Below are 26,056 nucleotides of genomic sequence, written 5' to 3'. Positions count from 1 at the left end.
AAAAGACCCGGTGTCCTCTGATGTCAAAGGCTTACTTGCAGTCGTAGGAAACGCCGGTCGCTTCGTCGATCTGACGAATAACGGCCCAGTTGTCCTTGAAGGTAATCGGAATGAACTGCTCTTCACCCGACTTGTTGAATTCTTCTGCGAGCTTGGAACCTTCCCAGGGGAAGGAGAAGAAGGCGTCCTTGATCTTTTCCTGCAGGGCGGGCGTCAAGTTATGTGCAACACCGTAGCCGGTGGTCGGGAAGGTCTGCGACTTGTAGAGCGATACGATCTGGTCGGCCTTGACGACATCACGTTCGATCATGCGGGTCATGACAGAGTTTGCGATGGCGGCGGCGGGATAATCCTTGTTGGCAACACCGAGGATGGAGTTGTCGTGCTTGCCCGAGAATACCGGTTCGAAATCCGTGCCAGCGACGAGGCTGTATTCCGCCTTGAGCAAGGCGGAAGGTGCCTTGAAGCCGGAGTTCGAGGTTTCCGAGGTGAAGGCAAGCTTCTTGCCCTTCAGGTCCTCGACCTTTTCAACGCCAGAACCGGGATAGGTGATGATTTCCATCTCATAACCGAAGCTGCCATCCTTGGAGGCCATCATGGCGAAGGGGCGGAAGCCGGCACAGGCGACTGCGATTGGGTTGGAACCCGTGTTGAAGCCCGAGACGTGCAGGCGACCGGCGCGCATCGCTTCGATCTGAGCAGCGTTTTCCTGAACGGGGAAGAACTGGACCTTCTTGCCGGTCTTCTCGGCCAGGTGATCGAGGAAGCCCTTCCAGACTTCGGCATAAACTGCCGGGTCTTCGACCGGGGTGTATGCAAAGACGAGCGTGTCGGGATCGACGAGCTGGCTGGCATCCGTCGGGATGTCGGCAATCAGGTCGCCGTCGGCATCGCTGTAGCGGGCGTCGAGCTTGAATTCGGCATGGGCCGGCAGGGCGAAGGCCACCGAAATGGCGAGGGCTGCAATTAGCTTCTTCATGGAAGTCTCCGGAGTGAGCGTTGGTCGGTCCAAGTGTCCGGTGCCTTATTCGACATTTTCGCAAAGCTTTTGTGACAGAGCGTGACGGTATCGGGCAGGGCATGCGCTATCGCAGGCATTGGACGCCTGGCGCGCGGCTTGATCGCGGAAATGTTATTGACCGACGGCGCGGGGGCTCAGTGATCTGTATGCAAGGCTGCAGACCAGGCGATTACGCCCGGCATTCTTGAAAAGCAGCGTTCGGGGAGTAGTCTATAAGCTTCAACGGCCCGGCGACAGCAAGCGGAGCGGCACTTGCTCCCGTCCGTCATATGCACAGGTCAACGTCACGACTTTTGGTGCGGTACCTGTGGAGGTTTTTCTGTCACAAGGCTCGGTCCGGCGTTGCCCGTTGCCATCGCGCGCCCGTGGTCAAGCCTATTCCCTCGACCGCCTGCGTCTGCGCCCGCCACCCTCGCCATCGCCATCCGCCAGAACCTTTCGCTCCGGCAGCGTGACAACGCTCGCCAGTTTCGGAAACGGATCAACCTTGTTCGGCAGGGCCATGGCGTCGATGAAGAGTTGCTGGAAATGCGGCTCGAGGGCCGTTTCGATCTTTTCGATGCGGGTGACGGTTTCCTCGATTTCGCGGCGGTAGTCGCGGTTGAGGAGGGCCATGAGGGCGCCGGTGCCGGCGGCGTTGCCGACGGCCTTGACTTCGTTGAGGTCGCAATCGGGGATGAGGCCGAGCACCATTGCGTATTTCGGATCGATGAAGGATCCGAAGGCGCCGGCGAAGCGGATGGTATCGACGGTTTCGACGCCGAGCTTTTCCATCAGGAGCTTGATGCCGGCATAGAGGGCAGCTTTCGCGAGCTGGATGGCGCGCACATCGTTCTGCGTCACGGTGATCTTCTGGGCGCCGTCATGCAGGAGGTAGGAGAAGGTCCGGCCGTTTTCGAGAATCCTATGGCTTTTCGCGGCCATTGCGCCATCGACCACCCCATCGGCGGAGATGACGCCGGAGAGGTACATTTCCGCGACGACTTCGATGATGGCCGAGCCGCAGATGCCGGTGACGCCGGTTTTTTCCGCGGCTTCGGAAAAACCCTCTTCGTCAGACCACTGCTCGACGCCGATGACCTTGAAGCGCGGTTCGAGGGTAATGGGGTCGATGCGGACGCGCTCGATGGCGCCCGGGGCGGCGCGTTGGCCGCAGGAGATTTCGGCACCTTCGAAGGCTGGGCCCGTGGGCGAGGAGGCGGCAACGGTGCGTTCGCGGTTACCAAGTACGATCTCGGCATTGGTGCCGACATCGACGAGCAGCATCATCTTGTCCTGGCGATGCGGACCTTCCGAGAGCGTCGCGCCGGCAGCATCGGCACCGACATGGCCGGCGATGCAGGGGAGCAGATAGACGCGGGCGCCGCGATTGATGGCAAGATCGATCTCGCGCGACCAGGTGTGGACGGCACCGGAGACGGCGAGCGCAAAGGGGGCCTGGCCGAGTTCCGTCGGATCGATGCCGAGGAAGAGGTGGTGCATGATCGGATTGGCGACGAAGACGGCGTCGAGAATGCTGTCCGGCGTGATCTCCGCCTCGGCGCAGACCTTGGCCGTGAGTTCGTTGATCGCCTGGCGCACGGCCTTGGTCATCGCCTCGCGGCCGTCGGGGTTCATCATGACATAGGAGACGCGGCTCATCAGGTCTTCGCCGAAGCGGATCTGCGGGTTGGCAGCGCCCGAGGAGGCGACGACGCGGCCGGACAGAAGCGAGACCAGATGCATGGCGATGGTGGTCGAGCCGATATCACAGGCGATGCCATAGGCCTCGTTGTGCAGGCCCGGCCAAAGGGCAATCAGGTTGGGGCGCGAGGTTTCGAGATCGCGATGGATGGCGGCGGTGACGCCCCAATTGCCCTTGCGCAGGATCTTCTGGACATCGGGGAGCAGATGCTGGGCGACCAGTACGTCGCTGAGGCCCCAGTCCTTGTGCAGCATGACATTCAGGCGATCGAGATCGCCGAGCGGCTTGTGCATGTCGGGCTCGTCCACCTCGACATAACACAGCTGGACGGCGGGATTGCGCGCGATCAGCCGATCGATCGCAGCCTTGCGGATGACCTGGGCATTGACGACAGTGTCCGGCGGCACATCGACGACGAGGTCGCCCTGGATGGTGGCCGAGCAGGAGAGGCGGCGGCCTTCCGGAATGGTGCGCACCTCGGCATAGCGCTTCTCCTTCGGTCCGACCGGCGAGATGTGGTCGTTCGACGAGGTGATGCCGTGTTTGGCGAACTGGCCTTCCTGGACCTCGATCTGGCAGCGGCCACAGGTGGCGCGCCCGCCGCAGACGCTTTCGACATAGACGCCGAGTGATCGCGCCGCCTCGAGCACCGTTGTGCCGACAGGAAAACGGCCACGTTTGCCCGAGGGCATGAAGAGGACGAGGGGATCAGCGGCGTCTGTCATTCTGGTCTTTCGAAATCTGAGGGACGTCTCCCTCGTCTGTTTGCGGAGGTTTTACCCCCTTCTGTCACTGCGTGACATCTCCCCCACAAGGGGGGGAGAGTGAAGTTCAGCCGTTTACTCCGTCGCAGCACCGCCACCCACACGCGCAGCACGACCACCGCGGCGGCCGCCGCCGGTGGAGGCGGAGGCCGGCGATGCGGCAGGGGCTGCGTGCGCGCCGCCTTCGGCGGGCTTGTAGTCGCGGTAGGTCTTGATCCAGTTGTAGCAGTTCTCGTCGGTGCCATTAAGCACATTGGCGGCGCGGACGGCTTCCATTTCCTGCGGGCGGCAGGGGTTCATGATGGCCGACGTCATGCCGGCACCAATGACCATCGGGATGAAGCCGGCATTGATGCCGTGGCGGTGCGGCAGGCCGAAGGAGATGTTGGAGAGGCCGCAGGTGGTGTTGACCTTCAGCTCCTCACGCAGGCGCCGGACGAGGGCGAAGACCTGCAGGCCGGCCGAGCCGATGGCGCCGATCGGCATGACCAGCGGGTCGACGACGATGTCATGCGGCTTGATACCGTAATCCATGGCGCGCTCGACGATCTTCTTGGCGACGGCAAAGCGGACGTCCGGATCCTGGGAGATGCCGGTTTCGTCGTTGGAGATGGCAACGACCGGCACATTGTATTTGGCGCAGAGCGGCAGGATGGCTTCGAGCTTTTCTTCCTCGCCGGTGACCGAATTGATCAGCGGGCGGCCCTTGGCGACCTTGAGCGCCGCCTCGATGGCGGCGGTGACGGAGCTATCGATCGCCAGCGGCACGTCAACGAGCCCCTGGACGATTTCCATGGTCTTGACCAGAAGGCCGGGCTCGGTCTCGTTCGGATTGACGGAGGTGACGCCGGCATTGACGTCGAGCATGGTGGCGCCGGCTGCGACCTGTTCCAGCGCGTCCTTGATAACCGTGTCGAAATTGCCCTCGATCATTTCGGCTGCGAGCTTCTTGCGACCCGTGGGGTTGATGCGCTCGCCGATGACGCAGAAGGGCTGGTCGAAACCGATGATGATTTCCTTGGTGGCGGATGCGACGATGGTGCGGGTCATTTCAGTCCTCCGGTCGATGCCGGCTCTCGCACGGCGGGAATGGGATGTGCCGGCAGAAGCCGGGGAAAATCAATGGGTCTGGGTGTTGGCGGCAAGGCCTGCGAGCGTCTGCTGGTCCTGAACCGGATCGGCGCCGATTTCACGCATGCGCTCGGCAGCGATGTCATCGGCGCGGGCATGTTCGCGCTTCCAGGGCCGGCGACCCTTGAGGATGCCGGATTCATGCACGATTTCGGCGACATATTCCTCTTGGCGATAGGCCATGACATGCACGCCGGAGACGCCCTCGATCTCCTTCACCTCGTTGATGATGTCGATGCAGAGCTGCTTGCCTTCTTGTCTCTGGTCGGCAGCGCCTTCCAGGCGGGCAATGACATGATCGGGAATGTGGATGCCCGGCACGTTGGAGCGGATCCACTTGGCCGTCTTGGCCGAGGCGAGCGGGCCGACGCCGACGAGGATGTAGCATTTCTCGTGGAAGCCGAGGTCGCGGACCTTCGCCATGTAGTCGCGGAACATCGGCACGTCGAAGCAGTACTGGCTCTGGACGAATTGCGCGCCGGCTTCGATCTTCTTGCCGAGGCGATATGGGCGGAAGTCGTAAGGGGGCGCGAAGGGGTTGATGGCGGCACCGAGGAAGACCTTGGGCGGGCTGGTCAGTTTGCGGCCGGAGAGGAATTTCGATTCGTCGCGCATGGTGCGGACGGTTTCCAGAAGCGACATGCAGTCGAGGTCGAAGACGGGCTTTGCACCCGGCTGGTCACCGGCCTGCACACCGTCGCCGGTCAGGCACATGATGTTGGCGACACCCATGGCGGCGGCACCGAGAACGTCGCCCTGGATGGCAATACGGTTCTTGTCGCGGCAGGCGATCTGCATGATCGGGGCATAACCCATGCGGGTGAGCAGCGCGCAGATGCCGACGGAAGACATGTGGCAGTTGGCGCCGGATGCGTCGACCGCGTTGATGCCGTCGACCCAGCCGTCGAAGATCTTGGCCCGCTCGTAGACGTCTTCCGGATCGGCGCTGTCGGGCGGGTTGAGTTCGGCCGTGACGGCGAATTCGCCGCGACGGAGCACACGCTCCAGACGGCCGAGCGAGGAATGGCCGGGCAGGGGGTCGAGCGGAAGGTGAACCCCAAGCGGATTTTCATCGATATGGGCCATGCTCTCAGGCTTCCTTTGCCGTGTTCTTTTCGCGTTCTGCAGCGGCTTCTGCCGTCACGCGCAGCCATGACGATGTCTCGCGAAGCGACTGGTTGACCGGCTTCTGCACTTTCAGGATCGCGTCGCCAGCGACCATGTTGCGCGAGCCGTTCCAGGCCTGGACCCAGACGCAGGGCATGTCGGGCTCGACCTCGCAATTGCCATTGGCGCGCACACCGCCGCAGGGGCCATTGCGCAACTGCTTGGGACAGTTCATCGGGCAGGACATGCCGGTCGAGGACAAGACGCATTGGCCGCACATGCGACAGTCGAAGAGCAGGCCCTTCACATTGCGCTCGACGAAGGTGACTGGAGTTTCGACCCTGTGGTAGCCGAGCTTCTTCCAGACCGGGTGGAGGAAGAGGAAGGCGCTGGCGAAGTTGCGGTAGAACCATTCGAGGAAACGGGAATTCCTCACAGCCCAGAGTCGGATCGTATAGGAGCGGCGGGCGCGGCGGTTGGGCGAGACGCCGGCCGGCGTGAAAGCGCCGGTCTTCGCCTTGGCCGCTGGCGCGGCATTGCCCTTTTTCGGCGGGCCGGGATCGACGAGTACGGGCTCACCCATTGTCGCGGCCTCCGGCATGGACAAGCGCCACGAGGCGGGCCTTGTCGTAAGCGGCTTCGATTTCGGCGGCTGCCGTTTCGGCCTCGGCCTCGAGATCATCCCCGACCGGCACCGGATCGGCCTTGCGCCAGTCGGCGAGATAGGCGTCGGTTTCGGCAGCGCCTGTGCGCATCGCGGCCATGTCGATGGCCTCGGTGAAGCGCAGCGAGAGCTCACGCTTGGCCGATTTGCGACCCTGCTTGACGATCACCTGAGCCGGAATATCCCGCCAGTAAACGACGATCTTGTCTGCCATGCCACTCACTCCCTTTGGCGCCAGAATGCACGGGGGGCATTCGCCGGACTGCGCTCTTCACGACGTCGCTTGTCGCCAAAAACGACGCTGCCATGAGTCCTGCTGCTTTTACCAGATCCGGCGTGTGACGCCGCACCAGATCCACGACCAGAGTGTCGGCGGGAAGCGGAGGACGGAGGGACCTTGCGGCTCGATGGGGGCGAGGCGGCCGCTGAGCGCGTCGTCGATCGATTGGCGGGTGATCTCCAGAGCGGCAACTGTCAGCAAAAGGGGATAGGTGGAGATGAAGTCTGATGGCGCGGGTCTCGTGCGGACCTCGTAGAGCGTGCCGCCAGTATCGGTGCCGGCGTCGACGAGATGCAGGGTGGCGCCGAAATTTTGGCCGTCATTTTCCCGCAGCGACCAGTAGCCGCCCATCTGGCCGCGATAGTTGGGGTTGATGCCGGCATGCAGGTTGATGACCGGGCAGGGCATGGCGGCGAGCTGCCGGGCCGACATCAAGCGGGTCGAGACGAGCAGGATGGCGCCGGGCTTCAACTGCTTGACGAGGGCTGCCGTCTCTGCGGCATTGATCGAGGTTACTGGGTGGATCGGGACCGTTTCGGGAAGTGTGCGATCAAGGCCGTGTTCGGCAAGCAGTTCCGCGATGCGGCGGTCTGCCAAGCGACGCAGCAGGCGCGCGGCGATCATCGTGCCGAGCTGGCCGAGCGCTGGGATCCAGCCGAGCTTTCTTGCCCGACGGCGGGTGATTTCGCCCTTGCCCTCCGGGTTTTCGAGGAGAACATGGACATCCATGCCGGCCTTGGCGAGATGCTGGACGACGAGGGTGGGATTGAGTCCGCCTGCGGTCATGACGACCACGCGGCGGTCCGGTTGTTCGGTTGCGTTGATCATCAGATGACGAGCGAGACGACGGCAATGGCGGTATAGACGACGAAGGCCGCAACCGCGAGCGAGAGCACCCCGATCAGACAGCCGGCGATGACGCCGAGACCGTCACGCTGGGAATGGGCAAAGCCGAGGACTGCGAGCGCAAAGGCCGGCGGCCAGTTGCCGAGTGGGATCGGCAGGAAGACGACGATGGCGAGGATCAGCGCGAAAACGCCGATCAGTCGTTCGGCAAAGCGGCTCTCGAAAAGCCAGAAGCGCGGCACGACCAGCTTTTCGGCCCAGCGCATCCAGGGAACCAGCCGCTTGACGATCGCCTCGAAGGTCTGCGGCTCGACGCCGTAGTCGCTCACGACACGTGGAAAGAACACGCGCCCGCCCGGAGAGGCCATCATCTGCCAGGCGACGAAGATCAAGGGTAGTCCCAGGATGAAGGTGGCACCCGGTGGCATTGGCACGAGATTCGGAAGCGCGAAGACCAGAAGGAAGGCGCCGAAGGAGCGGTCCTGAAGCGCGATCGCGATGTCGCGGATCGTCACCTTGCGGTCCGTCGTGCGGGCCAGCCGGACCAGCAGATCCGAAAGGTTTTCGGGAGCATTGTGTTCACGCGCGGTGGCAAGACCTGCCACCCATGTTTCCGCCCTGTCGGTCATTCGTTTTCTCTTGGTTCTTTGTTGACCTGACACGAGGTTGGCACGGGGATGTTACAGGGGGATTAAAGCTGCGAGCGCTGCCTTTCACGCTTTCGCGAATGGTGAAGGGAGGGTGAAGAGAAGCTGGCCCGATTACCCTCCCATCGTCTTAATTCGCTGCCTTGATTTCTCCGCAGACGCTTGCCACCTAGACCGACGGTTTTTGATCAGACGGGGAATCAGGATGACTGTCGCTTTTCTTCGATTTGCGGGTGCCTTCGCTATATTGGTCAGTGTGGCGCTTGGCCTTTCCTCCTGCGGCAACACGATCCGTGGCATTGGCAATGACCTCGGCAATGCGGTCGACGCGACGCAGGATGCGGGGCGCAGCGTTGCGAATTCAGTGCGCTGACGCAGAGGTCGCCCAAATTTGAGATGATCAGGCGCCCGGTGCGGCGCTCAGTGCTGCCGCAACCAGTTCCGGCTGCAAGTCGCCATAGCCGGTGAAGCGGTACTCGTAGTCCAGCTTCAGATAGTCGGCTGCCCATTTCGCCTTGGCCTGGAGTTCGGCGTCTTCCGTCTGAGCGAGATAGACGATCTTCGTGTAATTGCCGAAAACCATGTCGCGCAGTTCGGGGTGGCGATCTAGCTTCAACGGTTCGATGACGAAGGCTTCGAACTGCCGGGTGATCAGGTCCGTGAGGTAGAAGGCCGTGAATTCAGCCTCACATTCGGCGAGGAATTTTTCGGTGCCGGTAAAGAAGGCATAACAGTGAGGGCCAGACAGGCGCTCGATGCCCTCCTCGCGACAGATCTTGTCGACCTCCCCTTGAGTGCCGCATTCGGCATAGCCGATGAAGATGTTGTCATGGCCGGCTGACTGGGCTTCCGCGATCTTTTCGCGCAGCGCCGGGGCGATCCGTTCAGGCCACACATGCCAGATGGCCGGCAGGCATTCCAGCGTCAGATGATCGAGGCCATTCAGCGCCTTCACCGCCAGGATTTCACGCGCGATCGCTCCGCACGCAATCACGTGAACCTTTTTTGATTTGCCGCGTTGTTCCATCGCAATTCACTCGTCACCCAGACAGAAGGTACATCAACATGATGTCGAAAAAACTGACAGCCGGCGCAGCCCTCGTTCTTACCGTCTTCGCGCTCTCGTCGTGTGGCAACACGATCCGCGGTGTCGGCCAGGATGCCGCCAATACGGTCAACGCTACCCAGGATGCGGCTGGCCGCGTCGAGGGTGCAGCAGCCCGATAATTCTAAGGGTGCGGGGACGTCGCACCGGACGCAATTTCCACAGGAGAGGGAGCATGACGCTCACCACGATCGCCAAGGCCAGTGCCATCTACATGATGGCGGCCATCCTGTATGCCGGGGGGCATGTCGCCTGGCAGAGCCTTGCGACCGCGCCGCAGGGATCATCCTATATAGAAGCCGGCCTTTAGGGCCGGCTTCGCTGCTTTCAGACATCTCAGGCGCGGGCGCCCATGCTGTTGTGCTTGCGGCTGATAAATTCCTTTGCCGTTTCGACGGCCACCGCCGCATCGCGGCAATAGGCATCGGCACCGACGGCCTTGCCGAACTCCTCGTTGAGCGGCGCACCGCCGACGAGCACGACGTAATCGTCGCGAATGCCCTTTTCCTTCATCGTGTCGATGACGACCTTCATATAGGGCATGGTCGTGGTCAAAAGTGCGGACATGCCGAGAATGTCCGGCTTCTCGCGCTCCAGTGCTTCCAGATAGTTTTCGACCGGATTGTTGATGCCGAGGTCGATGACGTCGAAGCCGGCCCCTTCCATCATCATGCCGACAAGGTTCTTGCCGATGTCGTGGATGTCGCCCTTGACGGTGCCGATCACCATCTTGCCCTGCTTCGGGGCGCCGGTGGCGGCGAGAAGTGGGCGCAAGATCGTCATGCCTGATTTCATGGCGTTGGCGGACAGCAGCACTTCCGGCACGAAGAGGATGCCGTCGCGGAAGTCGATGCCGACGATGCGCATGCCTTCGACGAGCGCCTGGGTGAGGATGTCATAGGGCGCCCAGCCGCGCTCGAGAAGAATCTGTGTCGCTTCCTCGATCTCTTCCTTGAGGCCGTCATAAAGGTCGTCATGCATCTGCTGCACGAGCTCTTCATCGGAGAGTTCGGAAAGAATGATGTCGTCTTCGGCCATGGTGGTGCTTCCCGCTTCTTTTCAAACGCGATTCCGGTCGCGCCGGACATGAGACTGCCCGATCGAAAGTTAAACCTCAAGTTCGTGAAAAACTCTTTTCGATTACGACGTGTCTACCCTGAAAAGCGACGGTGTGAGACCAGCCGATGGAAATGCGATGTCTGTGAGACGCAAGCGCTTGGCGCATTAAGGATGGTTTCACATGCGGATTGGAATAGCATAATGGAGGAGAGAAGCAGCGCGGACGAGCGCTCGAGCGAGGAAGCAGACATGGACGAGATCACGGCAGAACCGGGCGCAGGCCGCCGCCAACGCGGCGAAGGACGGGGGGCTGCGGCCCGCAGAGCATCGCGCAGCGGCGGCGGTGCCGGCCCGGCGATGCCCTACATCACCCGCAAGATCCGCACCTATGAGGTGCTGGACGAAGAAGGCCTCGAGCTGATCGAGCGCAATGCCGATACGGTTCTCGAAGAGATCGGCATCGAATTCCGTGAAGACGCCGAAGCGCTGGAGCTCTGGAGACAGGCCGGCGCCGATGTGCGTGGGGAGCGGGTGCATTTCCCCAAGGGACTTTGCCGCGAACTGCTGAAGTCCGCTCCTTCCGAATTCACCTGGCATGCGCGCAATCCGGAGCGCAGCGTTCGGATCGGTGGCAATGCCACGGTCTTTGCCCCGGTTTATGGTTCGCCCTTCGTGCGCGACCTGGAAGGCAATCGCCGCTATGCGACGCTTGAGGATTTCCGCAATTTCGTGAAGCTCGCCTATATGGCGCCGTCGATGCATTCCTCGGGTGGTACGGTCTGCGAACCGGTTGATATTCCGGTGAACAAGCGTCACCTCGACATGGTCTACAGCCATATCAAGTATTCCGACAAGCCGTTCATGGGGTCGGTGACGGCACCGGAACGGGCGGAAGATTCGGTGGCCATGGCCAAGCTCGTCTTCGGCGACGATTTCGTCGAAAACAATTGCGTCATGCTCAACCTGATCAACGCCAACTCGCCGATGGTCTTCGACGAGACGATGCTCGGCGCGGCCAAGGTCTATGCCCGTCACGGTCAGGCTTCGGTCATCTCGCCCTTCATCCTCTCCGGTGCCATGAGCCCGGTCACGGTTGCGGGTACGCTCACGCAGATCCTGGCGGAAGTGCTGGCGGGTGCCTCGTTCACCCAGCTCATCCGTCCGGGTGCGCCGGTTCTTTTCGGCACATTCGCCGCTTCGATCTCGATGCAGTCGGGTGCGCCGACCTTCGGTACGCCGGAGCCGGCGCTGGTGTCCTATGGGGCCGCACAGCTCGCGCGACGCATGGGTCTGCCCTTCCGTACCGGCGGCTCGCTCTGTGCGTCTAAGGTTCCGGATGCGCAGGCAGCCCACGAGAGTGCGAATACGCTCAACATGACGCTGCTCGCCGGTGCGAACTTCGTCCTGCACGCAGCCGGCTGGCTCGAGGGTGGTCTGGCCGCCTGCTACGAGAAGTTCATGATCGACCAGGATCAGCTCGGCATGATGCAGAAGATGGCGCAAGGCGTCGATCTGACCGAAGACGGGCAGGCGATGGATGCTATTCGGGAAGTGGGACCGGGTGCGCACTATCTCGGCTGCGCTCACACGCAGGCGAATTTCCAGACGGCCTTCTATCGTTCTGCACTCGCCGACAACAATTCCTTCGAGCAGTGGGAAATCGAAGGTCGCAAGCGGATCGAGGATCGCGCCAATGCGCTGTGCCGCTCGTGGCTCGACAGTTACGAGGCGCCGGCGCTCGATCCTGACATCGACGAGGCCTTGCTGGCGTTCATCGCCAGCCGCAAGAACTCGATGCCCGACGCCTTCACCTGAAAGGGTCCCGTTGCCAGGGAGCAAGGCGGAGCCAGCAGGGTTGCCGACATGATCCAGGAGGAGGTCTGGCGACCCCATTACAAGATCGAGGGGCCGCGATGAGCGGCCCTTCATCCGTTGTGGCGGTACTCGATGCGCGGTTCGCCGAGCAGGGGCTTTCCTGTCGTGGTCTCGTTCAGTTCGGGGTGGCGGCCGAGGCGCCGATGCTGGGGGACGGCACGCCAGCCGCCGCCGTTGTGCTCATCGGCGTTGCGGGCGCAACGATGTGGCCGCATTTCGAGCGCTGGCGAATGGCGCAAGCCGATCACGGTGGTGCCGATCCGCTCGATCGCTGGTCGAAGATGGTGATCGATCAGGTCGCCAATGAAGTCGGGGCTGAAGCCCGTTATCCGTCAGAGGCGCCTTACCAACCCTTTCAGCGTTGGGCGATGCGAGCCGAAGGGCTGAAACCCTCGCCGCTCGGCATCCTGATCCATCCGCGATGCGGTCTCTGGCACAGTTATCGCGGGGCACTGCTGTTCCGGACCTGGGACGAGGCCCAAGAGGAGCAGGCTGTGACAGCACTGCATCCCTGCGAGACCTGTGTCGAAAAGCCCTGTCTGACGGCGTGCCCTGCCGGCGCGATCTCGCTGGATGGGTTCGATGTCGCGGCGTGCCGCGCGCATCTGGCGACGCCGCAAGGGCAGGGCGGTTGCATGGTGTCAGGCTGTCTCGCCCGCAATGCCTGTCCGATCGGGGTCGGGTATCGCTATCCGGATTCTCAGCTGCGCTTTCACATGCAGGCGCTGATGTTGCCGGGTTGACGGGTCTGGCCCGGTCTTCGGAATTTTCGCGGGAGCGGCCTTCACATTGCCGGGATTAGCGGCCAAGAAGCGCGCTCACGAACAAGGGGCCTGCGTGCGAAAATTTCTCTCCATTCTAGGTCTGCTGATCGGCTCGACCCTGCCGTCGCTGGCGCAGGCCGCCTGCGCGGACGTCATCGACGGGGATGCCCGTTATCTCGCCTGCCGATTCGATCCGGGTCGGGAGGACATACGGCTGCATCTGTCCGGGCCCGACGGCAAAGCCTATGGCGGCTTCGCGAAACTCCGGCGCCAACTCTGGGCCGAACGGCGCGTCCTGACATTTGCGATGAATGCCGGCATGTATCACAACGACCTATCGCCGGTCGGCTATTTCGCCGAATATGGCAAGGTGCTGAAACCGGCTGTTACCGGTGGTGGATGGGGGAATTTTCACCTGCTGCCGAACGGTGTTTTCCTGATGACGGATGGCAAGGCGTCGGTGATGGAGACGAAGGCCTTCGTCGCCAGTGGATTGACGCCTGACTTCGGCACCCAGTCCGGACCGATGCTGGTCATTGACGGAGAACTGCATCCGCGTTTCCTGGCTGATAGCGACAGCTTCAAGATCCGCAACGGCGTCGGCGTCGATGCCGAGGGGCACGTGCACATGGTGGTGTCGCGGGTGCCGGTCCGGTTTTACGACTTCGCCCGACTGTTTCGCGACAGGCTCGGTTGCGCCAACGCACTCTATCTCGACGGCACGATTTCGAGCGTGTTCATCGCCGAAGAGAAGCGGATGGACCGGCTCTTTCCGATGGGGCCGATCCTTTCGGTCAGCATGCCGATCCCGCAGTGAGACGGTCGTCAGACCGCCGCTTTGGGATAGGCGCGCTCGAGTCCGCCGGAACGGTTGAGGCCGGTGCGGAAGGCAGCGAAAGCCGGATGCTGGCTGGAGCGAGCGGCTTCCATCAGGCGGATCTGCAGGCGCGCCGGGGCATGCTCACCGATCCACTCGCCATTGCGCTCCAGCTTCAGGGAGTTCAAGAATTTCCCTTCGGAGGCGATGTCGAGATAGAGATAAAGGCCGTCGAGCAAGGCATCGTCCTGGGCCGGGTTCTCGAACAGGAGCTTCAGGAAAGCCTGGTCGGGCTCCTGCATCGAGGCGATCTTGGCGGCGACGGTGTCGCGGTCCGGAAAGGCGGACATGGGCTTACTCCCTCTGCTGGTCAAACTACTCATGCACGCATAGCCGGGCCAAGCGTCCATTAGATCAAGCTACAGCATGCCAAGTTTGCCCCAAGCTGGTCCCGTAGTTCCGGACCGGCCGTCACTCGTGGCGGAGTGCGTCGATCGGGTTCATCTGCGCGGCGCGGCGGGCGGGGAAATAGCCGAAGACCATGCCGATTGCGGCAGAAAAGGCGAAGGCGAGCAGGATGATCGAGGGGCTCGCGACAAAGGGCACGGACATCAGCGTGACGGCCGTATAGGCGATGGCGAGGCCAAGCGCGATGCCGACCACGCCGCCGAAGACGGAGAGCGTCACCGCTTCGACGAGAAACTGCATCAGCACCTGGCGCTCCACGGCGCCGATCGCCAGCCGGATTCCGATCTCGCGGGTGCGCTCGGTGACCGAGACCAGCATGATGTTCATGATGCCGATGCCACCGACGAGCAGGGAGACTGCGGCGACCGCGCCGAGCAGGCCCGTCATCAGGGTCGTGGTGCCGGTGAGTGTCGCTGCCATCTGGGTCATGTCGTTGACGGTGAAATCATCGTCGCGACCCGCAATAATCTTGCGGCGCTCGCGCAGCAGTCGTTCCACATCCGCCTGGACCTTTGCCGTGGATACGCCGTCTTCGGCCGAGAGCATGATGCTGGAAATATCCGTCGAGCCGCCGATGCGGCGCTGGAAGACCTTGAGCGGCATCATCACGACATCGTCCTGGTCGCTGCCCATGCCGCTCTGGCCCTTCTTGTCGAGAAGGCCGATCACCTGGCAGGCGACATTGCCGACGCGGATGGTCTGGTCGACGGCAGGGGTCGAGCCGAACAGCCTGGAACGCACAGTCTCGCCGATCAGACAGACGGCCTGTCCGCCGCGCTCTTCCGATGGCAGAAAACTGCGGCCGGAGGCGAGTTCCCAGTTCTGGGCCACGAGATAATCGTTACCCGAACCGATGATCGTCGTTTGCCGGCTCTGGCCGCTGAAGACCACCGTCTGGCTGGACTGGTTGATGGCGGCCACGGCGCGCAGGCCCGGGATCTGCTCGCGGATTGCGTCAAGGTCGCGGATGGTGAACTTCTTGGCATCGGTCGCGGCGCGGCCGGGGCCGAACTGGCCGGGGCGGACGAAGAGAAGATTGGTGCCGAGCTTGGAGATTTCCGTCGTCACCTGAGCCGTCGTGCCATTGCCGATGGTCACCATGGCGATGACGGCGGCGACACCGATGACGACGCCAAGCACAGTGAGGAAGGAGCGCAGGAGATTGCGGCGGATGGCGCGGAGCGCGAGCTTCAGGGTTTCACCGAACATCGGCCGTCTCCTTCGCGGTCAGGCTGTCGGACTGGATGTGGCCATCGACGAAACGCAATGTGCGCTTGGCATAGGCTGCAATATCGTCTTCGTGGGTGACCATGATGACCGTGATCCCATGGTCGCGGTTGAGGCCGGTGATCAGTTCCATGATCTCGCGGCTGGTCTTCGTGTCGAGATTGCCGGTCGGCTCGTCGGCCAGGAGCACGGAAGGGCTGGTGACGATCGCCCGGGCAATGGCAACGCGTTGCTGCTGGCCGCCGGAGAGTTCCTGGGTCGTGTGGTTTTCACGGCCGGCGAGACCCACCTGCGACAGCGCGGTCAAGGCGCGGGTTCGCCGTTCACGGGCATCCATGCCACGATAGACCAGGGGCAGCTCGACATTTTCGACGGCCGAGGTGCGGGCGAGGAGGTTGAAACCCTGAAAGACGAAGCCGAGCATGTGACGACGAAGCAACGTATATTGCGCGCGGTCGAAGCCCGTGGTGTCGATGCCCTGAAAGAGGTACTGGCCGGAGGTCGGCACATCCAGGCAGCCGAGGATGTTCATGGCCGTCGATTTGCCGGAGCCGGACGGGCCCATGATCGCGACGAATTCATGCCGATCGATCGTCAGGTCGACCCGGTCCAGCGCGCGGATGGTCGCTTCGCCGCGGCCGTAGACGCGGGAGATCTGGCGAAACTCGATGAGTGGGGCCACTGCCATCCTGTGCCTCAACCGTTTCGAACCGTTTGATCGGTGATCACCCGGTCGCCTTCCTTCACATCGCCCGTGACGATCACCGTATTCTGCCCGTCGGAAGAACCGATCTCGATGTTGACGGCGACCGGCTGGCCATCGCGCAACAGCCAGATGGTGCGTTCGCTGCCCCTCGGCTCCGGCGCGCTGGCGGGCGCCATGCGGGGCGGGCGAAACAGGCTGAAGACGCCGCTGCCACCTTCGGAGGTCTCGGTCTGCGTGGCCGGGGGCGAGTAGCGCAGGGCGGCATTGGGGATCAGCAGGCCGTTCTCGACCGACTGAACGACGATATCGGCCGTCGCCGTCATGCCCTGGCGCAACAGCAATTCGTCATTGGCGACCGACAGGATGCCCTTGTAGGTGACGACGTCGTTCACCGTTTCGGCCGCATAGCGGATCGAGGTGATCTCGGCCGGAAAGCGCTGTTCGGGGAAGGCGTCGACCGTGAAGGTGGCGGCCTGGCCGACGGCGACCTGGCCGACATCCGCCTCGTCGATCGAGACTTGCAGCTCCATCTCCCGGAGATCGCCGGCGATGGTGAAGAGTGTGGGTGCCTCCAGCGAGGCTGCCACCGTTGCGCCGGGATCGACATTGCGCGACAGAACGATTCCGTCGATCGGCGAGGCGATGGTTGCCTTCGAAAGCGACAGCTTTGCCTGCTCGAGCGCGGCTTCTGCCGCAATGACATCGGCTTCGGCGCTTTCGCGGGCGGCGGATGCTGCCTGATAGGTGAACTCGGCGGTGTCCAGATCCTGCTGGGTGGAGACGCGGCTGGAGACGAGCGCCGTCAGCCGGTCGAGCCTGGACTTGGCGGATTGCTCGTCGGCGCGGGCTTTCGACACGGCGGCGCGGGAGGAGGCGAGCGCCGCCTCCTTGGCTTTCAGATCGGCATTCAGCTTGTCGGTGTCGAGGCGGGCGAGAACGTCGCCCTTCTTCACCTCGCTGTTGTAGTCGACGAGTACCTCCCGCACGGTGCCCGATTGTTCCGAGGACACGTCGACCTGGACGGTGGGTTCGACCGATCCGGTGGCGGTGACAATGACAGTCAGATTGCCAGGTTTCAGCTCCGACGTCGTATAGCTCACCGTCGTGCCGCCGGCCGACCAGAGATAGGCGCCGTAGCCGAGACCAGCAAGCGCGACGAGGACAAGAAGCCGCAGACCCCAGCGTCGCTTTGGCCGTGCGGCATTGGCCAGGAGCGCTTTCAGCTCCTCGGCTTCGGCCGAGTTCTCCGGTTTTACGTCGTCGCTCACGTCTGCTCCCTCACACTGCATTTTCATCATGCCGGGACCATGGCCCAAGCCCGGGCCGTCGCCCTTGATCGGGGTCAAGCGGCACAATGGTTCCCTTGGCTATGCAGATAGACTTTCGCGGCGGAAAGGACAGTGAAACATTGGTAAGGTTGGGGGGAGGGAAAGGACCAAAGCCGCAGATACCTGGCAGTGCGACGGCATGAAATGGGATCATTGGCCGTGACCGTTTGGACAGAATAGGCATAACCCCTTTTCCGACTAACGCGATTTGAAAGGTAGCTGGGTCTTATTGCTCAACTTTGACTGCATCAGCTAGTCGCGAGAACCATATCAGAAAGCGTCGAACTGAAGTGCGATTGAAATCACGCCACCAACAAAACATACGTACGACATCAAGACCAGAATCAATCCGGCGAACATCCACTTGTTCGAAGTTTCAATGTGCTGCTGGTTAGATTCGTCGTCGGCCTTGTCTACGTATCGGGCCGACACAAACGCTATCGCCCAGACCAAAGCTGCAAGAAAGACTCCGCCTGCCCACGCGAGCATGCCGACTGTGAACTTGTCGAGAAGCTCCAAGGGATACAGATCAGCGAATTGGCTGAGGCAGGCCACAGCTGCACCGCCGTTTAGAATGAAACCGGCATTGATACCGCTTTGAGCGTAAGCCTGCGAGATTTCTCTGTAGTCTGCCATCTCGCTCCTTCGGAGCCCTGAGTAATCCCGCCTTTATGCCTACATGGTCTCTCGGCACAAATTCTTGACTGATACTGAGTGTTTTGTGGTGAGAGCGCAGGGGTTCGAACCCTGGACCTACTGATTAAAAGTCAGTTGCTCTACCGGCTGAGCTACGCTCTCCCGTGCGGTTTTGCGCCGCCTCAAGAAGTGCGCGGAACATAGGCAGGTGACCCCGGTCGGTCAACCGCAAAAATGCAGTTTCGGCAGCAAAATTCAGTCCTGTTGTCGCAGGCTACGCAATGGTGATTGGCAAGCACGGGGTTACGGGATTAGGAAGGGCCGGTTCGGGTTCCGGAGTTCACAGTGTCGATTGCCGATATTTCCTTTTTCAGCGCGCTTCTGGCCGGAGCCCTGTCGTTCCTTTCGCCCTGCGTGCTGCCGCTGGTTCCGCCCTATCTCTGCTATATGGCCGGTATTTCGGTCGATCAGTTCCGCGACGGAGCCCAAGCTGAAAATGCAGCCGCCCGCCGGACGGTGATGTTGACCGCGCTTGTGTTCACGCTCGGTTTTGCCACCGTCTTCGTGGCGCTCGGCGCCGGTGCCTCGACGATTGGCGGGCTTTTGCGCCAGCACATGGATCTCTTGTCCAAGATCGGCGGCGTGATCATCATCATTATGGGTCTGAATTTCCTCGGCGTCTTCCGCCTCGGGCTTCTGTCTTCGGAATATCGATTCGCAGGCGGCGGAAAGCCCGCAACGCTTTCGGGCGCCTATGTGATGGGTCTGGCTTTCGCCTTTGGTTGGACGCCCTGCATCGGCCCGGTGTTGGGCGCCATCCTCGGGGTGGCGGCCTCGAAGGAGACGGTCGGGGATGGTGCGCTGCTGCTGGCGATCTATTCGCTTGGGCTTGCTGTGCCCTTCTGGATCGCGGCCGGCTTCTCGGGCGCCTTCATGCGGTTCCTGACGCGCTTCCGCCGGCATCTGGGCGTGGTGGAGAAAGCCATGGGCGGGCTGCTCGTTCTGACAGGGCTCGCCTTCATCTTCGGTTACGTCTCCGACATGGCGATCTGGTTTCAGCAGACCTTTCCAATCCTGTCGCAAATCGGCTAAGTCCCGTTTGAACGCATTATCGCGTTCGGGGGGAAGTGAGCCATGGCGGATATCATCGCGCTGGTCTTGCCGTTTTTCGGCCTGATCCTGATCGGTTACGTGTCGGGAAAGCTTGGCGACCATTCCGCCCAGGCGCTCGGCTGGCTCAACTTCTTCGTTATTTACGTCACGCTGCCGGCGCTGTTCTTCAAGCTCGTCTCGCGCACGCCGATCGAACAGCTGACGCGCATCGACTTCATCGCGGCCTGCCTTGCGGCCACCTATTCGATCTTTGTCCTGGTCTTCGTGATCGGCCGCTATGTTCGCGGTAACAACATCGCTGAATCGACCGTCCAGGCGCTTGCCGGCGCTTATGGCAACATCGGTTATATGGGGCCGGGCCTGGCGCTGCTCGCCTTCGGTGAAAAGGCTGCCGTTCCGGTCGCGCTGGTGTTCTGCTTCGAAAACGCTGTCCATTTCATGGTTGCCCCGGCCATGATGGCCTTTGCCGGTGGCGACAAGCGGCCGCCGGCGCAACTGGCGCTCGATGTGGCCAGGAAGATCCTGACGCATCCGTTCATTATCGCGACACTCGTTGGTTTCGTCGCTGCCGCCTTTGCCTTCGAGCCGCCGCTCGCGCTGCAACGGCTGATCGACTACCTGGCCCAGGCAGCGGCGCCTTGCGCTCTCTTTGCCATGGGCGTGACGCTTGCGCTGCGGCCGCTCAAGCGCATTCCCGCCGAGATCGGCTACATCGTGCCGATCAAGCTCGTTCTGCATCCGATCCTGGTTTATGTCGTCCTGAGTTTCGTCGGAAACTTCGACCCGCTGTGGGTCTATACGGCGGTGCTGCTCGCCTCGCTGCCGACGGCGACCAATGTCTTCGTCATCGGCCAGCAATACGGGGTTTGGCAGGAGAGGGCATCTGCCACAATCCTGATCACCACTGTCATTTCGGTGTTCTCGGTGTCGGCGCTCTTGTTTGCCATCACCCAGGGTTATCTACCGGCGGACCTTTTCCCGTAACAATGACGGCAGGTTCCTCAGTCCACGCCCTGGCGCGACGCCTTCCTGCATGACGAGATTGCGCAGTGGGGCAACGCTTGCCAGCACCTGGAGGCCGGCAGCGCGCATCATCTGGACGGGCAGCAGGCCCGAGAGCAGCGATCGGTTGAGAAGATCGACGCTTGCCGTGCGGCTTGCAATATCGAGGCGTCGCTTGCGGTCGAAGCGGTCGCCCGCGTCCGCCGCAATCGGCGAAGAGCTGGGGTCGAGCAGAATGTCTTCCAGGGCTGCGATGTCGCGCAGGCTGAGGTTCAGGCCCTGGGCGCCGATCGGCGGGAAGGCATGGCCGGCTTCGCCGATGAAGGCGGCGCGGCCCTTGCCGTACTGACGGGCCGTCATGCCCGACAGCGGCCAGGCCTGGACGCCGTCCTCCACCTGGACCTTGCCCAACATGGACTGCATGCGTGCCTCGACTTCGGCCGAGAGCTGATCGGGTGACAGCGAGATCATCCTGTCGGCTTCCTGTGGGGGCAGGACCCAGACGAGGCTCGAACGCAGGCCGGGCAGGGGGACCTGGGTGAAGGGGCCCGATTCGGTGTGGAACTCTGTCGAGATGTTCTGGTGCGGCAGACTGTGGATGAAGTTCATCACCACGGCTGTCTGCGGGTAGGACCAAGTCTTGACGCCGACGCTTGCACTTTGGCGCGTCTTGGAGCGGCGACCATCGGCACCAATCGCAAAGCCGGCGGTGATTGCCTCTTCGCACTGGATGCCGATGGTGACTGCATCCGCGCCGATATGGATGCTCTCGGCGGACGAGGCGCGGCGGGTGATCAGCGGTTCGCTTGCTACCGCCTTTGCCAGCGTTTCGAGCAGCGCGGAATTCGGGATGTTGTAACCGAAGGCGTCGAGCCCGATTTCCGCACTCCGGAATGCGACCGTCGGCGCCCGCAGGAGCCGCCGCGTGCCGTCGATGATCTGCATGACGGTGAGGGCGGCTGCTGTTTCCTTCAGATCCTGCCAGAGGCCGAGGCGTTCGATCATGGCCAGCGACTGATCCATGAGCGCGGTGGTCCGCCTGTCAGAGCCGTCCGGCTGCGGGCCGACAAGAACGACACGGCGACCGCCACGGGCCATGGCGAGGGCGGCAATCTGTCCGGCGGGGCCGGCGCCAATCACGGCAATGTCGAATTCGTGGCTCATGGTGAAGGTCCCAATTGGCATGTTGTGACGCTATTTAGAGCCGCCGCACGGTAAAATCCATGGGCCGAAATGGCGCATGTGCCAAGCGGGTTCCGGGCGAAATCCGGGCATAGACCGCCACTTGTGTTGCAATGCGCGTCATTTCGTCCGATACCGTTTCCTCCGAAGTGCCGCCGACTGGAGCAGGGATGAAGATCTTCAATTACAAGCGTGTGCCCTATGCCGAGATCCGTGCCTTTTCGGTTCATATGCTCACCGCTTCCGGATCCTTCCTCGCCTTTCTCGGTGTCGTTGCGGCAGCGGAACACCGCTTCGTCGACATGTTCTGGTGGCTGGGGCTTGCGCTGCTCGTGGACGGTATCGACGGTCCCATCGCCCGCAAGATGCGCGTCAAGGAAGTCCTGCCGAACTGGTCCGGCGATACGCTCGACAACATCATCGACTATGTCACCTATGTGCTTCTGCCGGCCTTTGCACTCTATCAGAGCGGCATGATCGGCGAGCCCTGGTCATTCGTTGCCGCCGGACTGATCGTGGTGTCGAGCGCCATCTATTATGCCGACATGGGCATGAAGACGGACGAATACTTCTTTTCCGGCTTCCCCGTCGTCTGGAACATGCTGATCTTCACCCTGTTCGTGATCGACGCGAGCGCAACCACGGCCTTAGTCGCGGTGCTGGCATCGGTCGTGCTCACCTTCTTGCCGATCAACTTCCTGCACCCCGTGCGCGTCCAGCGCCTGCGGCCATTCAACATGGCCGTGTTTCTGCTCTGGTGCGCCTTTGGTGGCTACGCCCTTCTGCTGCATTTCGAATCGCCGCAATGGGTTGTCATTGGCATGATTGTCTCCGGACTCTACCTTTACGTGATCGGTGGCGTGATGCAGCTTTTCCCCGGTCTTGGTCGCCGGGGCTGACGCCCTCCTGACGCAGCTGGGCAAAACCAAAAAAAACTTTTGCCTATATATTGTGCGCTGCCGCAAACCGGTTATGAATTGAGCGATGGACCGGGCGCAAGACCTGGCCGATGCGCATGAGAGTGCAAGGGGGACCTGTGCCGCAACAACCGCCCGAGGGCGAAAAGCCGCTTTTGACCGTGCGGGGGCTGACGAAGCTGTTCGGCAGCTTCAAGGCCTGCGACGAGATCGACCTCGACATTGGCCATGGCGAGATCCACGCTCTACTCGGCGAGAACGGTGCCGGCAAATCGACCCTCGTCAAAATGCTGTTCGGCATTCTCGCGCCGTCCGCCGGCACGATCGGATGGGAGGGGCAAGACCAGGTCATCCCCAATCCTGCCGCAGCCCGGCGTCTCGGCATCGGCATGGTCTTCCAGCATTTTTCGCTTTTCGAAGCGCTGACGGTCGCCGAAAACATCGCGCTGTCGCTCGACGAAAAAATCTCGATCTCCGAGCTTTCCAAGAAGGCGGCCGAGCTTTCCGTCGCCTATGGACTGCCGCTCGATCCGAATGCCCATGTCGCCGATCTCTCGGTCGGTGAGCGCCAGCGCATCGAGATCGTCCGCGCGCTCCTCCAGAACCCCAAACTGATCATCCTCGACGAGCCGACCTCGGTGCTGACGCCGCAGGAAGCCGACAAGCTGTTCGAGACCCTGTTCAAGCTGAAGGCGGAGGGGCGTTCGGTCCTCTACATCAGCCATCGCCTTGAGGAAGTGCAGCGCATCTGCGATCGCGCCACCGTGCTCCGTCACGGCAAGGTGACGGGCGCCTGCGACCCGCGACAGGAAACGCCGGCTTCGCTTGCCCGCATGATGGTGGGCGCCGATGTCGCCGGTGTTGAGAAGGTCGAGCCGCCCACGGATGGTGCCGTACAATTGCAGGTGAGCGCTCTCTCGGTCAGTGCTCGGACACCGTTTGCCATGGCGCTCAAAAATGTGTCGATGACCGTCAAGGCCGGCGAGATCCTTGCCATTGCCGGGGTCGCCGGCAACGGTCAGAGCGAACTCTTCGATGCGCTTTCCGGCGAGTATGTGGTGCCCAATCCCGAAGCAATCCGCCTGCGCGGCAAGCCCGTCGGTCGCCTCGGGATCAACGAACGCCGGCTGCTCGGTGCCGGCTTCGTGCCGGAAGAGCGCCACGGCCATGCGGCGATCCCCGCGATGAGCCTGTCGGAAAACCTCTTTCTGTCGCGCAATGCATCCGACCGTTCGGCCTATCTCGCGGGCGGCAAGATCGGCCTTATACGCCATGGCCTGGTGCAGCAGGCGGCGCGCCGCATCTCCGAGATGATGGATGTGCGCAAGAGCGGTGAGGATCCAGCAGCCGGTTCACTCTCGGGTGGCAATCTGCAGAAATTCATCGTCGGTCGTGAACTCGACCGCCAGCCTTCTGTTCTGGTCGTCAACCAGCCCACCTGGGGTGTCGATGCAGGCGCTGCAAGCCGCATTCGCCAGGCGCTCGTCGATCTCGCCAAGTCGGGCTCGGCTGTCGTCGTCATCAGCCAGGATCTCGACGAGATTTTCGAAGTGGCAACCTCGATTGCCGCCATTTCGGAAGGCAAGCTGTCCGACGCCTATCCCGCCTCGACCATGACCCGCGAACGCATCGGTATCCTGATGGGTGGCGTCCATGGCCTGACCACTGCCCCGGAGGCGGCCCATGCGCATTGAACTTGAACGCCGGTCGCGTCAGTCCAGCCTGTTTGCCATCGTCTCGCCTCTACTGGCGCTGGCGCTAACCGTCTTCTTCGGCGGCATCATGTTTGCGATGCTTGGCAAGGACCCGGTCTCGGCACTCTTCAGCTTCTTCATCGAGCCGCTGCTCGAGGTCTGGTCGCTGCACGAGCTTGCGGTGAAGGCCGCGCCCCTGATCCTGATCGGTGTCGGCCTGTCGGTCTGTTATCGCTCGAACAACTGGAATATCGGCGCCGAAGGGCAGTTCATCGTCGGGGCCATCGTCGGCTCGATCCTGCCGATCACATTCTACGAATGGAACTCGCCGCTGCTTCTGCCGCTGATGATCATCATGGGCGCGCTCGGCGGGGCTGCCTATGCCGCGATCCCGGCGCTGTTGAAGACCCGCTTCAACACGAATGAAATCCTGACCAGCCTGATGCTGGTCTATATCGCGCAGTTGCTCCTCGACTGGCTGACCCGCGGCATCTGGAAGGACCCGGCCGGCTATAATTTCCCGCAGTCGCGTTCCTTCGTCTCGGAGGCCGTATTGCCGGAAATCCTGTCGTCGGGCCGCGCCCATCTCGGCATCATCTTTGCGCTGGTTGCAGCCGTCGCCGTCTGGTTCATGATGCGCTACACGCTGAAGGGCTTTCAGGTCGTGGTGCTCGGGCAATCGGAACGGGCAGGGCGCTTTGCCGGCTTCTCCTCGCGCAAGATGGTCTGGTTCTCGATGATGTTTTCCGGCGCGCTGGCAGGTCTTGCCGGGATTTCGGAAGTATCTGGCTCGATCGGTCACCTACAGCCGACGATTTCACCGGGCTACGGCTTTACAGCGATCATCGTTGCCTTTCTCGGCCGTCTCAATCCGCTCGGCATCATCGCCTCTGGCTTCGTGCTGGCGCTGACCTATCTGGGCGGCGAGGGCGCGCAACTGTCGATCGGTGTTTCGGACAAGGTGACCCGCGTCTTCCAGGGGCTCTTGCTGTTCTTCGTGCTCTCCTGTGACACGCTCATTCTCTACAAGGTGCGGATCGTCTTCGACCGTGCCCGCAATGCCGCGACGAAGGGGGCCTGATCATGTTCGAGGCCATCCTTCTCACCATCATCACCGCCTCGACACCGCTGGTGATCGCCGCCATGGGCGAACTCGTGGCCGAGCGTTCAGGCGTGCTGAACCTCGGCGTCGAAGGCATGATGATCATCGGCGCGGTCTGCGCCTTCATTGCGACCAACATGACCGGCTCGCCCTATATCGGCGTTCTCGCGGGAATCGCGACCGGCGCGATCTTTTCGCTGTTGTTCGGGTTCCTGACGCTCACGCTGGTCGCCAATCAGGTGGCGACAGGTTTGGCGCTCACCATTCTCGGTCTCGGTGTTTCCGGCATGGTCGGCGAAAGCGTCGTCGGTGTTCCCGGCGTGAAGATGCAGCCGATCGTCATTCCGCTCTTGTCCGACCTGCCACTGATTGGCCGCGTCCTGTTCGCTCAGGACATCTTCTTCTACATGTCGATCGCACTGGTCGCCGGGGTGAACTGGTATCTGTTCAAGAGCCGCTCGGGCCTCAAACTGCGCGCCATCGGCGACAGCCATGGCTCGGCCCATACGCTCGGACTTCCCGTAATCCGGACACGCTATCTGGCGGTGATGTTCGGCGGCGCCTGTGCCGGTCTTGCCGGTGCGCAGCTGTCGCTCGTCTATACGCCGCAATGGGTCGAGAACATGTCCGCCGGCCGCGGCTGGATCGCGCTCGCCCTCGTCGTCTTCGCCGCCTGGCGTCCCTGGCGGGTGCTTGCCGGCGGCTATCTCTTCGGCGCCGTCACCATCGGGCAGCTGCATGCGCAGGCCCTTGGCATCGGCCTGCCCTCGCAGTTTCTGTCCGCGCTGCCCTATGCGGCGACCATTGTCGTGCTGATCATAATCTCCCATAATCGCCGCACGACGCTGATCAACACGCCGGCCTGCCTCGGCAAGCCGTTCGTGCCGGATAGATAATCAAAACAAAAGCTTCAACCT

28 protein-coding genes and 1 tRNA gene are annotated in these 26,056 nt (G+C 62.2%); 12 read left to right on the top strand and 17 right to left on the bottom strand.

The genetic code is table 11. From position 1 onward, the window contains the following. Positions 1–31: 31 nt before the first annotated feature. The 8 genes from phnD to ACQKP1_RS10500 all read right to left on the bottom strand — a co-directional run bounded on the left by phnD (position 32) and on the right by ACQKP1_RS10500 (position 8,126). A complete protein-coding gene (gene phnD / locus ACQKP1_RS10535; RefSeq protein WP_427275173.1) occupies positions 32–979 on the bottom strand; it encodes a phosphate/phosphite/phosphonate ABC transporter substrate-binding protein in 948 nt (315 codons plus the stop codon). 417 nt (positions 980–1,396) lie between these two features. Further along, positions 1,397–3,430, bottom strand: coding sequence for an ASKHA domain-containing protein (locus ACQKP1_RS10530; protein WP_427275172.1), 2,034 nt, complete (start codon positions 3,428–3,430; stop codon positions 1,397–1,399). 114 nt (positions 3,431–3,544) lie between these two features. After that, entirely contained in the window at positions 3,545–4,519 is a 975-nt protein-coding gene (locus tag ACQKP1_RS10525; protein ID WP_427275171.1) for a methyltetrahydrofolate cobalamin methyltransferase, read from the bottom strand. 69 nt (positions 4,520–4,588) lie between these two features. Then, positions 4,589–5,686: a methylenetetrahydrofolate reductase gene (locus ACQKP1_RS10520; protein ID WP_427275170.1), complete on the bottom strand. Its 1,098-nt coding sequence runs from the start codon at positions 5,684–5,686 to the stop codon at positions 4,589–4,591. 4 nt (positions 5,687–5,690) lie between these two features. After that, positions 5,691–6,290, bottom strand: coding sequence for a methylenetetrahydrofolate reductase C-terminal domain-containing protein (locus ACQKP1_RS10515; RefSeq protein ID WP_427275169.1), 600 nt, complete (start codon positions 6,288–6,290; stop codon positions 5,691–5,693). Continuing rightward, positions 6,283–6,585, bottom strand: coding sequence for a virulence factor (locus tag ACQKP1_RS10510; RefSeq protein WP_006727754.1), 303 nt, complete (start codon positions 6,583–6,585; stop codon positions 6,283–6,285). The genes ACQKP1_RS10515 and ACQKP1_RS10510 overlap by 8 nt, the downstream gene beginning before the upstream one ends. Positions 6,586–6,693: 108 nt before the next feature. Beyond that, positions 6,694–7,479, bottom strand: coding sequence for a formyl transferase (locus tag ACQKP1_RS10505; protein ID WP_427275168.1), 786 nt, complete (start codon positions 7,477–7,479; stop codon positions 6,694–6,696). Then, a complete protein-coding gene (locus tag ACQKP1_RS10500; RefSeq protein WP_427275167.1) occupies positions 7,479–8,126 on the bottom strand; it encodes an exopolysaccharide biosynthesis protein in 648 nt (215 codons plus the stop codon). Before ACQKP1_RS10500 ends, ACQKP1_RS10505 begins: the two co-directional genes overlap by 1 nt. Positions 8,127–8,349: 223 nt before the next feature. Between ACQKP1_RS10500 and ACQKP1_RS10495 the strand changes: the two genes are divergently transcribed. Then, positions 8,350–8,517, top strand: coding sequence for an entericidin B signal peptide protein (locus ACQKP1_RS10495; RefSeq protein WP_203016212.1), 168 nt, complete (start codon positions 8,350–8,352; stop codon positions 8,515–8,517). A gap of 27 nt (positions 8,518–8,544) precedes the next feature. On the opposite strand, the gene ACQKP1_RS10490 is transcribed toward ACQKP1_RS10495, so the two are convergent. Further along, a complete protein-coding gene (locus tag ACQKP1_RS10490) occupies positions 8,545–9,171 on the bottom strand; it encodes a DUF1638 domain-containing protein (RefSeq protein ID WP_427275166.1) in 627 nt (208 codons plus the stop codon). A gap of 38 nt (positions 9,172–9,209) precedes the next feature. On the opposite strand from ACQKP1_RS10490, the gene ACQKP1_RS10485 reads away from it, so the two are divergent. Then, the gene (locus ACQKP1_RS10485) at positions 9,210–9,371 is read left to right on the top strand and encodes an entericidin (protein WP_203016209.1); all 162 of its coding nucleotides are present in this window, start codon (positions 9,210–9,212) and stop codon (positions 9,369–9,371) included. Positions 9,372–9,424: 53 nt separating this feature from the next. Next, complete coding sequence (locus ACQKP1_RS10480; RefSeq protein WP_281435254.1) at positions 9,425–9,559, top strand: hypothetical protein; 135 nt, start codon at positions 9,425–9,427, stop codon at positions 9,557–9,559. A gap of 26 nt (positions 9,560–9,585) precedes the next feature. On the opposite strand, the gene ACQKP1_RS10475 is transcribed toward ACQKP1_RS10480, so the two are convergent. Then, complete coding sequence (locus ACQKP1_RS10475) at positions 9,586–10,287, bottom strand: corrinoid protein (protein WP_203016208.1); 702 nt, start codon at positions 10,285–10,287, stop codon at positions 9,586–9,588. A gap of 270 nt (positions 10,288–10,557) precedes the next feature. Between ACQKP1_RS10475 and ACQKP1_RS10470 the strand changes: the two genes are divergently transcribed. The 3 genes from ACQKP1_RS10470 to ACQKP1_RS10460 all read left to right on the top strand — a co-directional run bounded on the left by ACQKP1_RS10470 (position 10,558) and on the right by ACQKP1_RS10460 (position 13,764). After that, entirely contained in the window at positions 10,558–12,123 is a 1,566-nt protein-coding gene (locus tag ACQKP1_RS10470) for a trimethylamine methyltransferase family protein (protein WP_427276437.1), read from the top strand. A 98-nt stretch (positions 12,124–12,221) separates the two neighbouring features. Beyond that, entirely contained in the window at positions 12,222–12,926 is a 705-nt protein-coding gene (locus ACQKP1_RS10465; RefSeq protein ID WP_427275165.1) for a ferredoxin, read from the top strand. 94 nt (positions 12,927–13,020) lie between these two features. Beyond that, positions 13,021–13,764: a phosphodiester glycosidase family protein gene (locus ACQKP1_RS10460; protein WP_427275164.1), complete on the top strand. Its 744-nt coding sequence runs from the start codon at positions 13,021–13,023 to the stop codon at positions 13,762–13,764. 8 nt (positions 13,765–13,772) lie between these two features. On the opposite strand, the gene ACQKP1_RS10455 is transcribed toward ACQKP1_RS10460, so the two are convergent. From ACQKP1_RS10455 to ACQKP1_RS10430, 6 genes are all read right to left on the bottom strand, one after another. After that, on the bottom strand, positions 13,773–14,114 hold the full coding sequence (locus tag ACQKP1_RS10455; RefSeq protein ID WP_203016200.1) for a hypothetical protein: 342 nt from the start codon (positions 14,112–14,114) through the stop codon (positions 13,773–13,775). Between the two features lie 121 nt (positions 14,115–14,235). Continuing rightward, the gene (locus ACQKP1_RS10450) at positions 14,236–15,441 is read right to left on the bottom strand and encodes an ABC transporter permease (protein WP_427275163.1); all 1,206 of its coding nucleotides are present in this window, start codon (positions 15,439–15,441) and stop codon (positions 14,236–14,238) included. Next, positions 15,431–16,147, bottom strand: a complete 717-nt coding sequence (locus ACQKP1_RS10445) for an ABC transporter ATP-binding protein (RefSeq protein WP_427275162.1) — start codon at positions 16,145–16,147, stop codon at positions 15,431–15,433. The genes ACQKP1_RS10450 and ACQKP1_RS10445 overlap by 11 nt, the downstream gene beginning before the upstream one ends. Positions 16,148–16,155: 8 nt before the next feature. Then, positions 16,156–17,454: an efflux RND transporter periplasmic adaptor subunit gene (locus ACQKP1_RS10440; RefSeq protein WP_427276436.1), complete on the bottom strand. Its 1,299-nt coding sequence runs from the start codon at positions 17,452–17,454 to the stop codon at positions 16,156–16,158. A gap of 309 nt (positions 17,455–17,763) precedes the next feature. After that, the gene (locus ACQKP1_RS10435) at positions 17,764–18,129 is read right to left on the bottom strand and encodes a hypothetical protein (protein WP_203016197.1); all 366 of its coding nucleotides are present in this window, start codon (positions 18,127–18,129) and stop codon (positions 17,764–17,766) included. An 86-nt stretch (positions 18,130–18,215) separates the two neighbouring features. Then, positions 18,216–18,291, bottom strand: a tRNA-Lys gene (locus tag ACQKP1_RS10430). A 183-nt stretch (positions 18,292–18,474) separates the two neighbouring features. Here ACQKP1_RS10430 and ACQKP1_RS10425 point away from each other — a divergent pair. Together ACQKP1_RS10425 and ACQKP1_RS10420 are read left to right on the top strand one after the other, a co-directional pair. Next, positions 18,475–19,221, top strand: a complete 747-nt coding sequence (locus tag ACQKP1_RS10425) for a cytochrome c biogenesis CcdA family protein (RefSeq protein ID WP_054151323.1) — start codon at positions 18,475–18,477, stop codon at positions 19,219–19,221. 42 nt (positions 19,222–19,263) lie between these two features. After that, positions 19,264–20,226, top strand: coding sequence for an AEC family transporter (locus ACQKP1_RS10420; RefSeq protein WP_427275161.1), 963 nt, complete (start codon positions 19,264–19,266; stop codon positions 20,224–20,226). Here ACQKP1_RS10420 and ACQKP1_RS10415 read toward each other — a convergent pair. Beyond that, positions 20,203–21,408 (bottom strand): UbiH/UbiF family hydroxylase, encoded by a 1,206-nt coding sequence (locus ACQKP1_RS10415; RefSeq protein ID WP_427275160.1) that lies wholly within the window; start codon positions 21,406–21,408, stop codon positions 20,203–20,205. The genes ACQKP1_RS10420 and ACQKP1_RS10415 overlap by 24 nt on opposite strands. Before the next feature lie 188 nt (positions 21,409–21,596). Between ACQKP1_RS10415 and pcsA the strand changes: the two genes are divergently transcribed. From pcsA to ACQKP1_RS10395, 4 genes are all read left to right on the top strand, one after another. Further along, a complete protein-coding gene (pcsA, locus tag ACQKP1_RS10410; RefSeq protein WP_203016194.1) occupies positions 21,597–22,325 on the top strand; it encodes a phosphatidylcholine synthase in 729 nt (242 codons plus the stop codon). Between the two features lie 116 nt (positions 22,326–22,441). Continuing rightward, positions 22,442–24,037 (top strand): ABC transporter ATP-binding protein, encoded by a 1,596-nt coding sequence (locus ACQKP1_RS10405; protein WP_427276435.1) that lies wholly within the window; start codon positions 22,442–22,444, stop codon positions 24,035–24,037. Continuing rightward, the gene (locus tag ACQKP1_RS10400; RefSeq protein WP_427275159.1) at positions 24,027–25,118 is read left to right on the top strand and encodes an ABC transporter permease; all 1,092 of its coding nucleotides are present in this window, start codon (positions 24,027–24,029) and stop codon (positions 25,116–25,118) included. The genes ACQKP1_RS10405 and ACQKP1_RS10400 overlap by 11 nt, the downstream gene beginning before the upstream one ends. Next, on the top strand, positions 25,115–26,035 hold the full coding sequence (locus tag ACQKP1_RS10395) for an ABC transporter permease (protein WP_427276434.1): 921 nt from the start codon (positions 25,115–25,117) through the stop codon (positions 26,033–26,035). The genes ACQKP1_RS10400 and ACQKP1_RS10395 overlap by 4 nt, the downstream gene beginning before the upstream one ends. The last annotated feature ends 21 nt before the right edge of the window (positions 26,036–26,056 follow it).

It is taken from the genome of Allorhizobium sp. NPDC080224, from assembly GCF_050281005.1.
Taxonomy (GTDB): Bacteria; Pseudomonadota; Alphaproteobacteria; order Rhizobiales; family Rhizobiaceae; genus Allorhizobium.
This window is presented reverse-complemented; position numbering and strand designations above follow the sequence as displayed.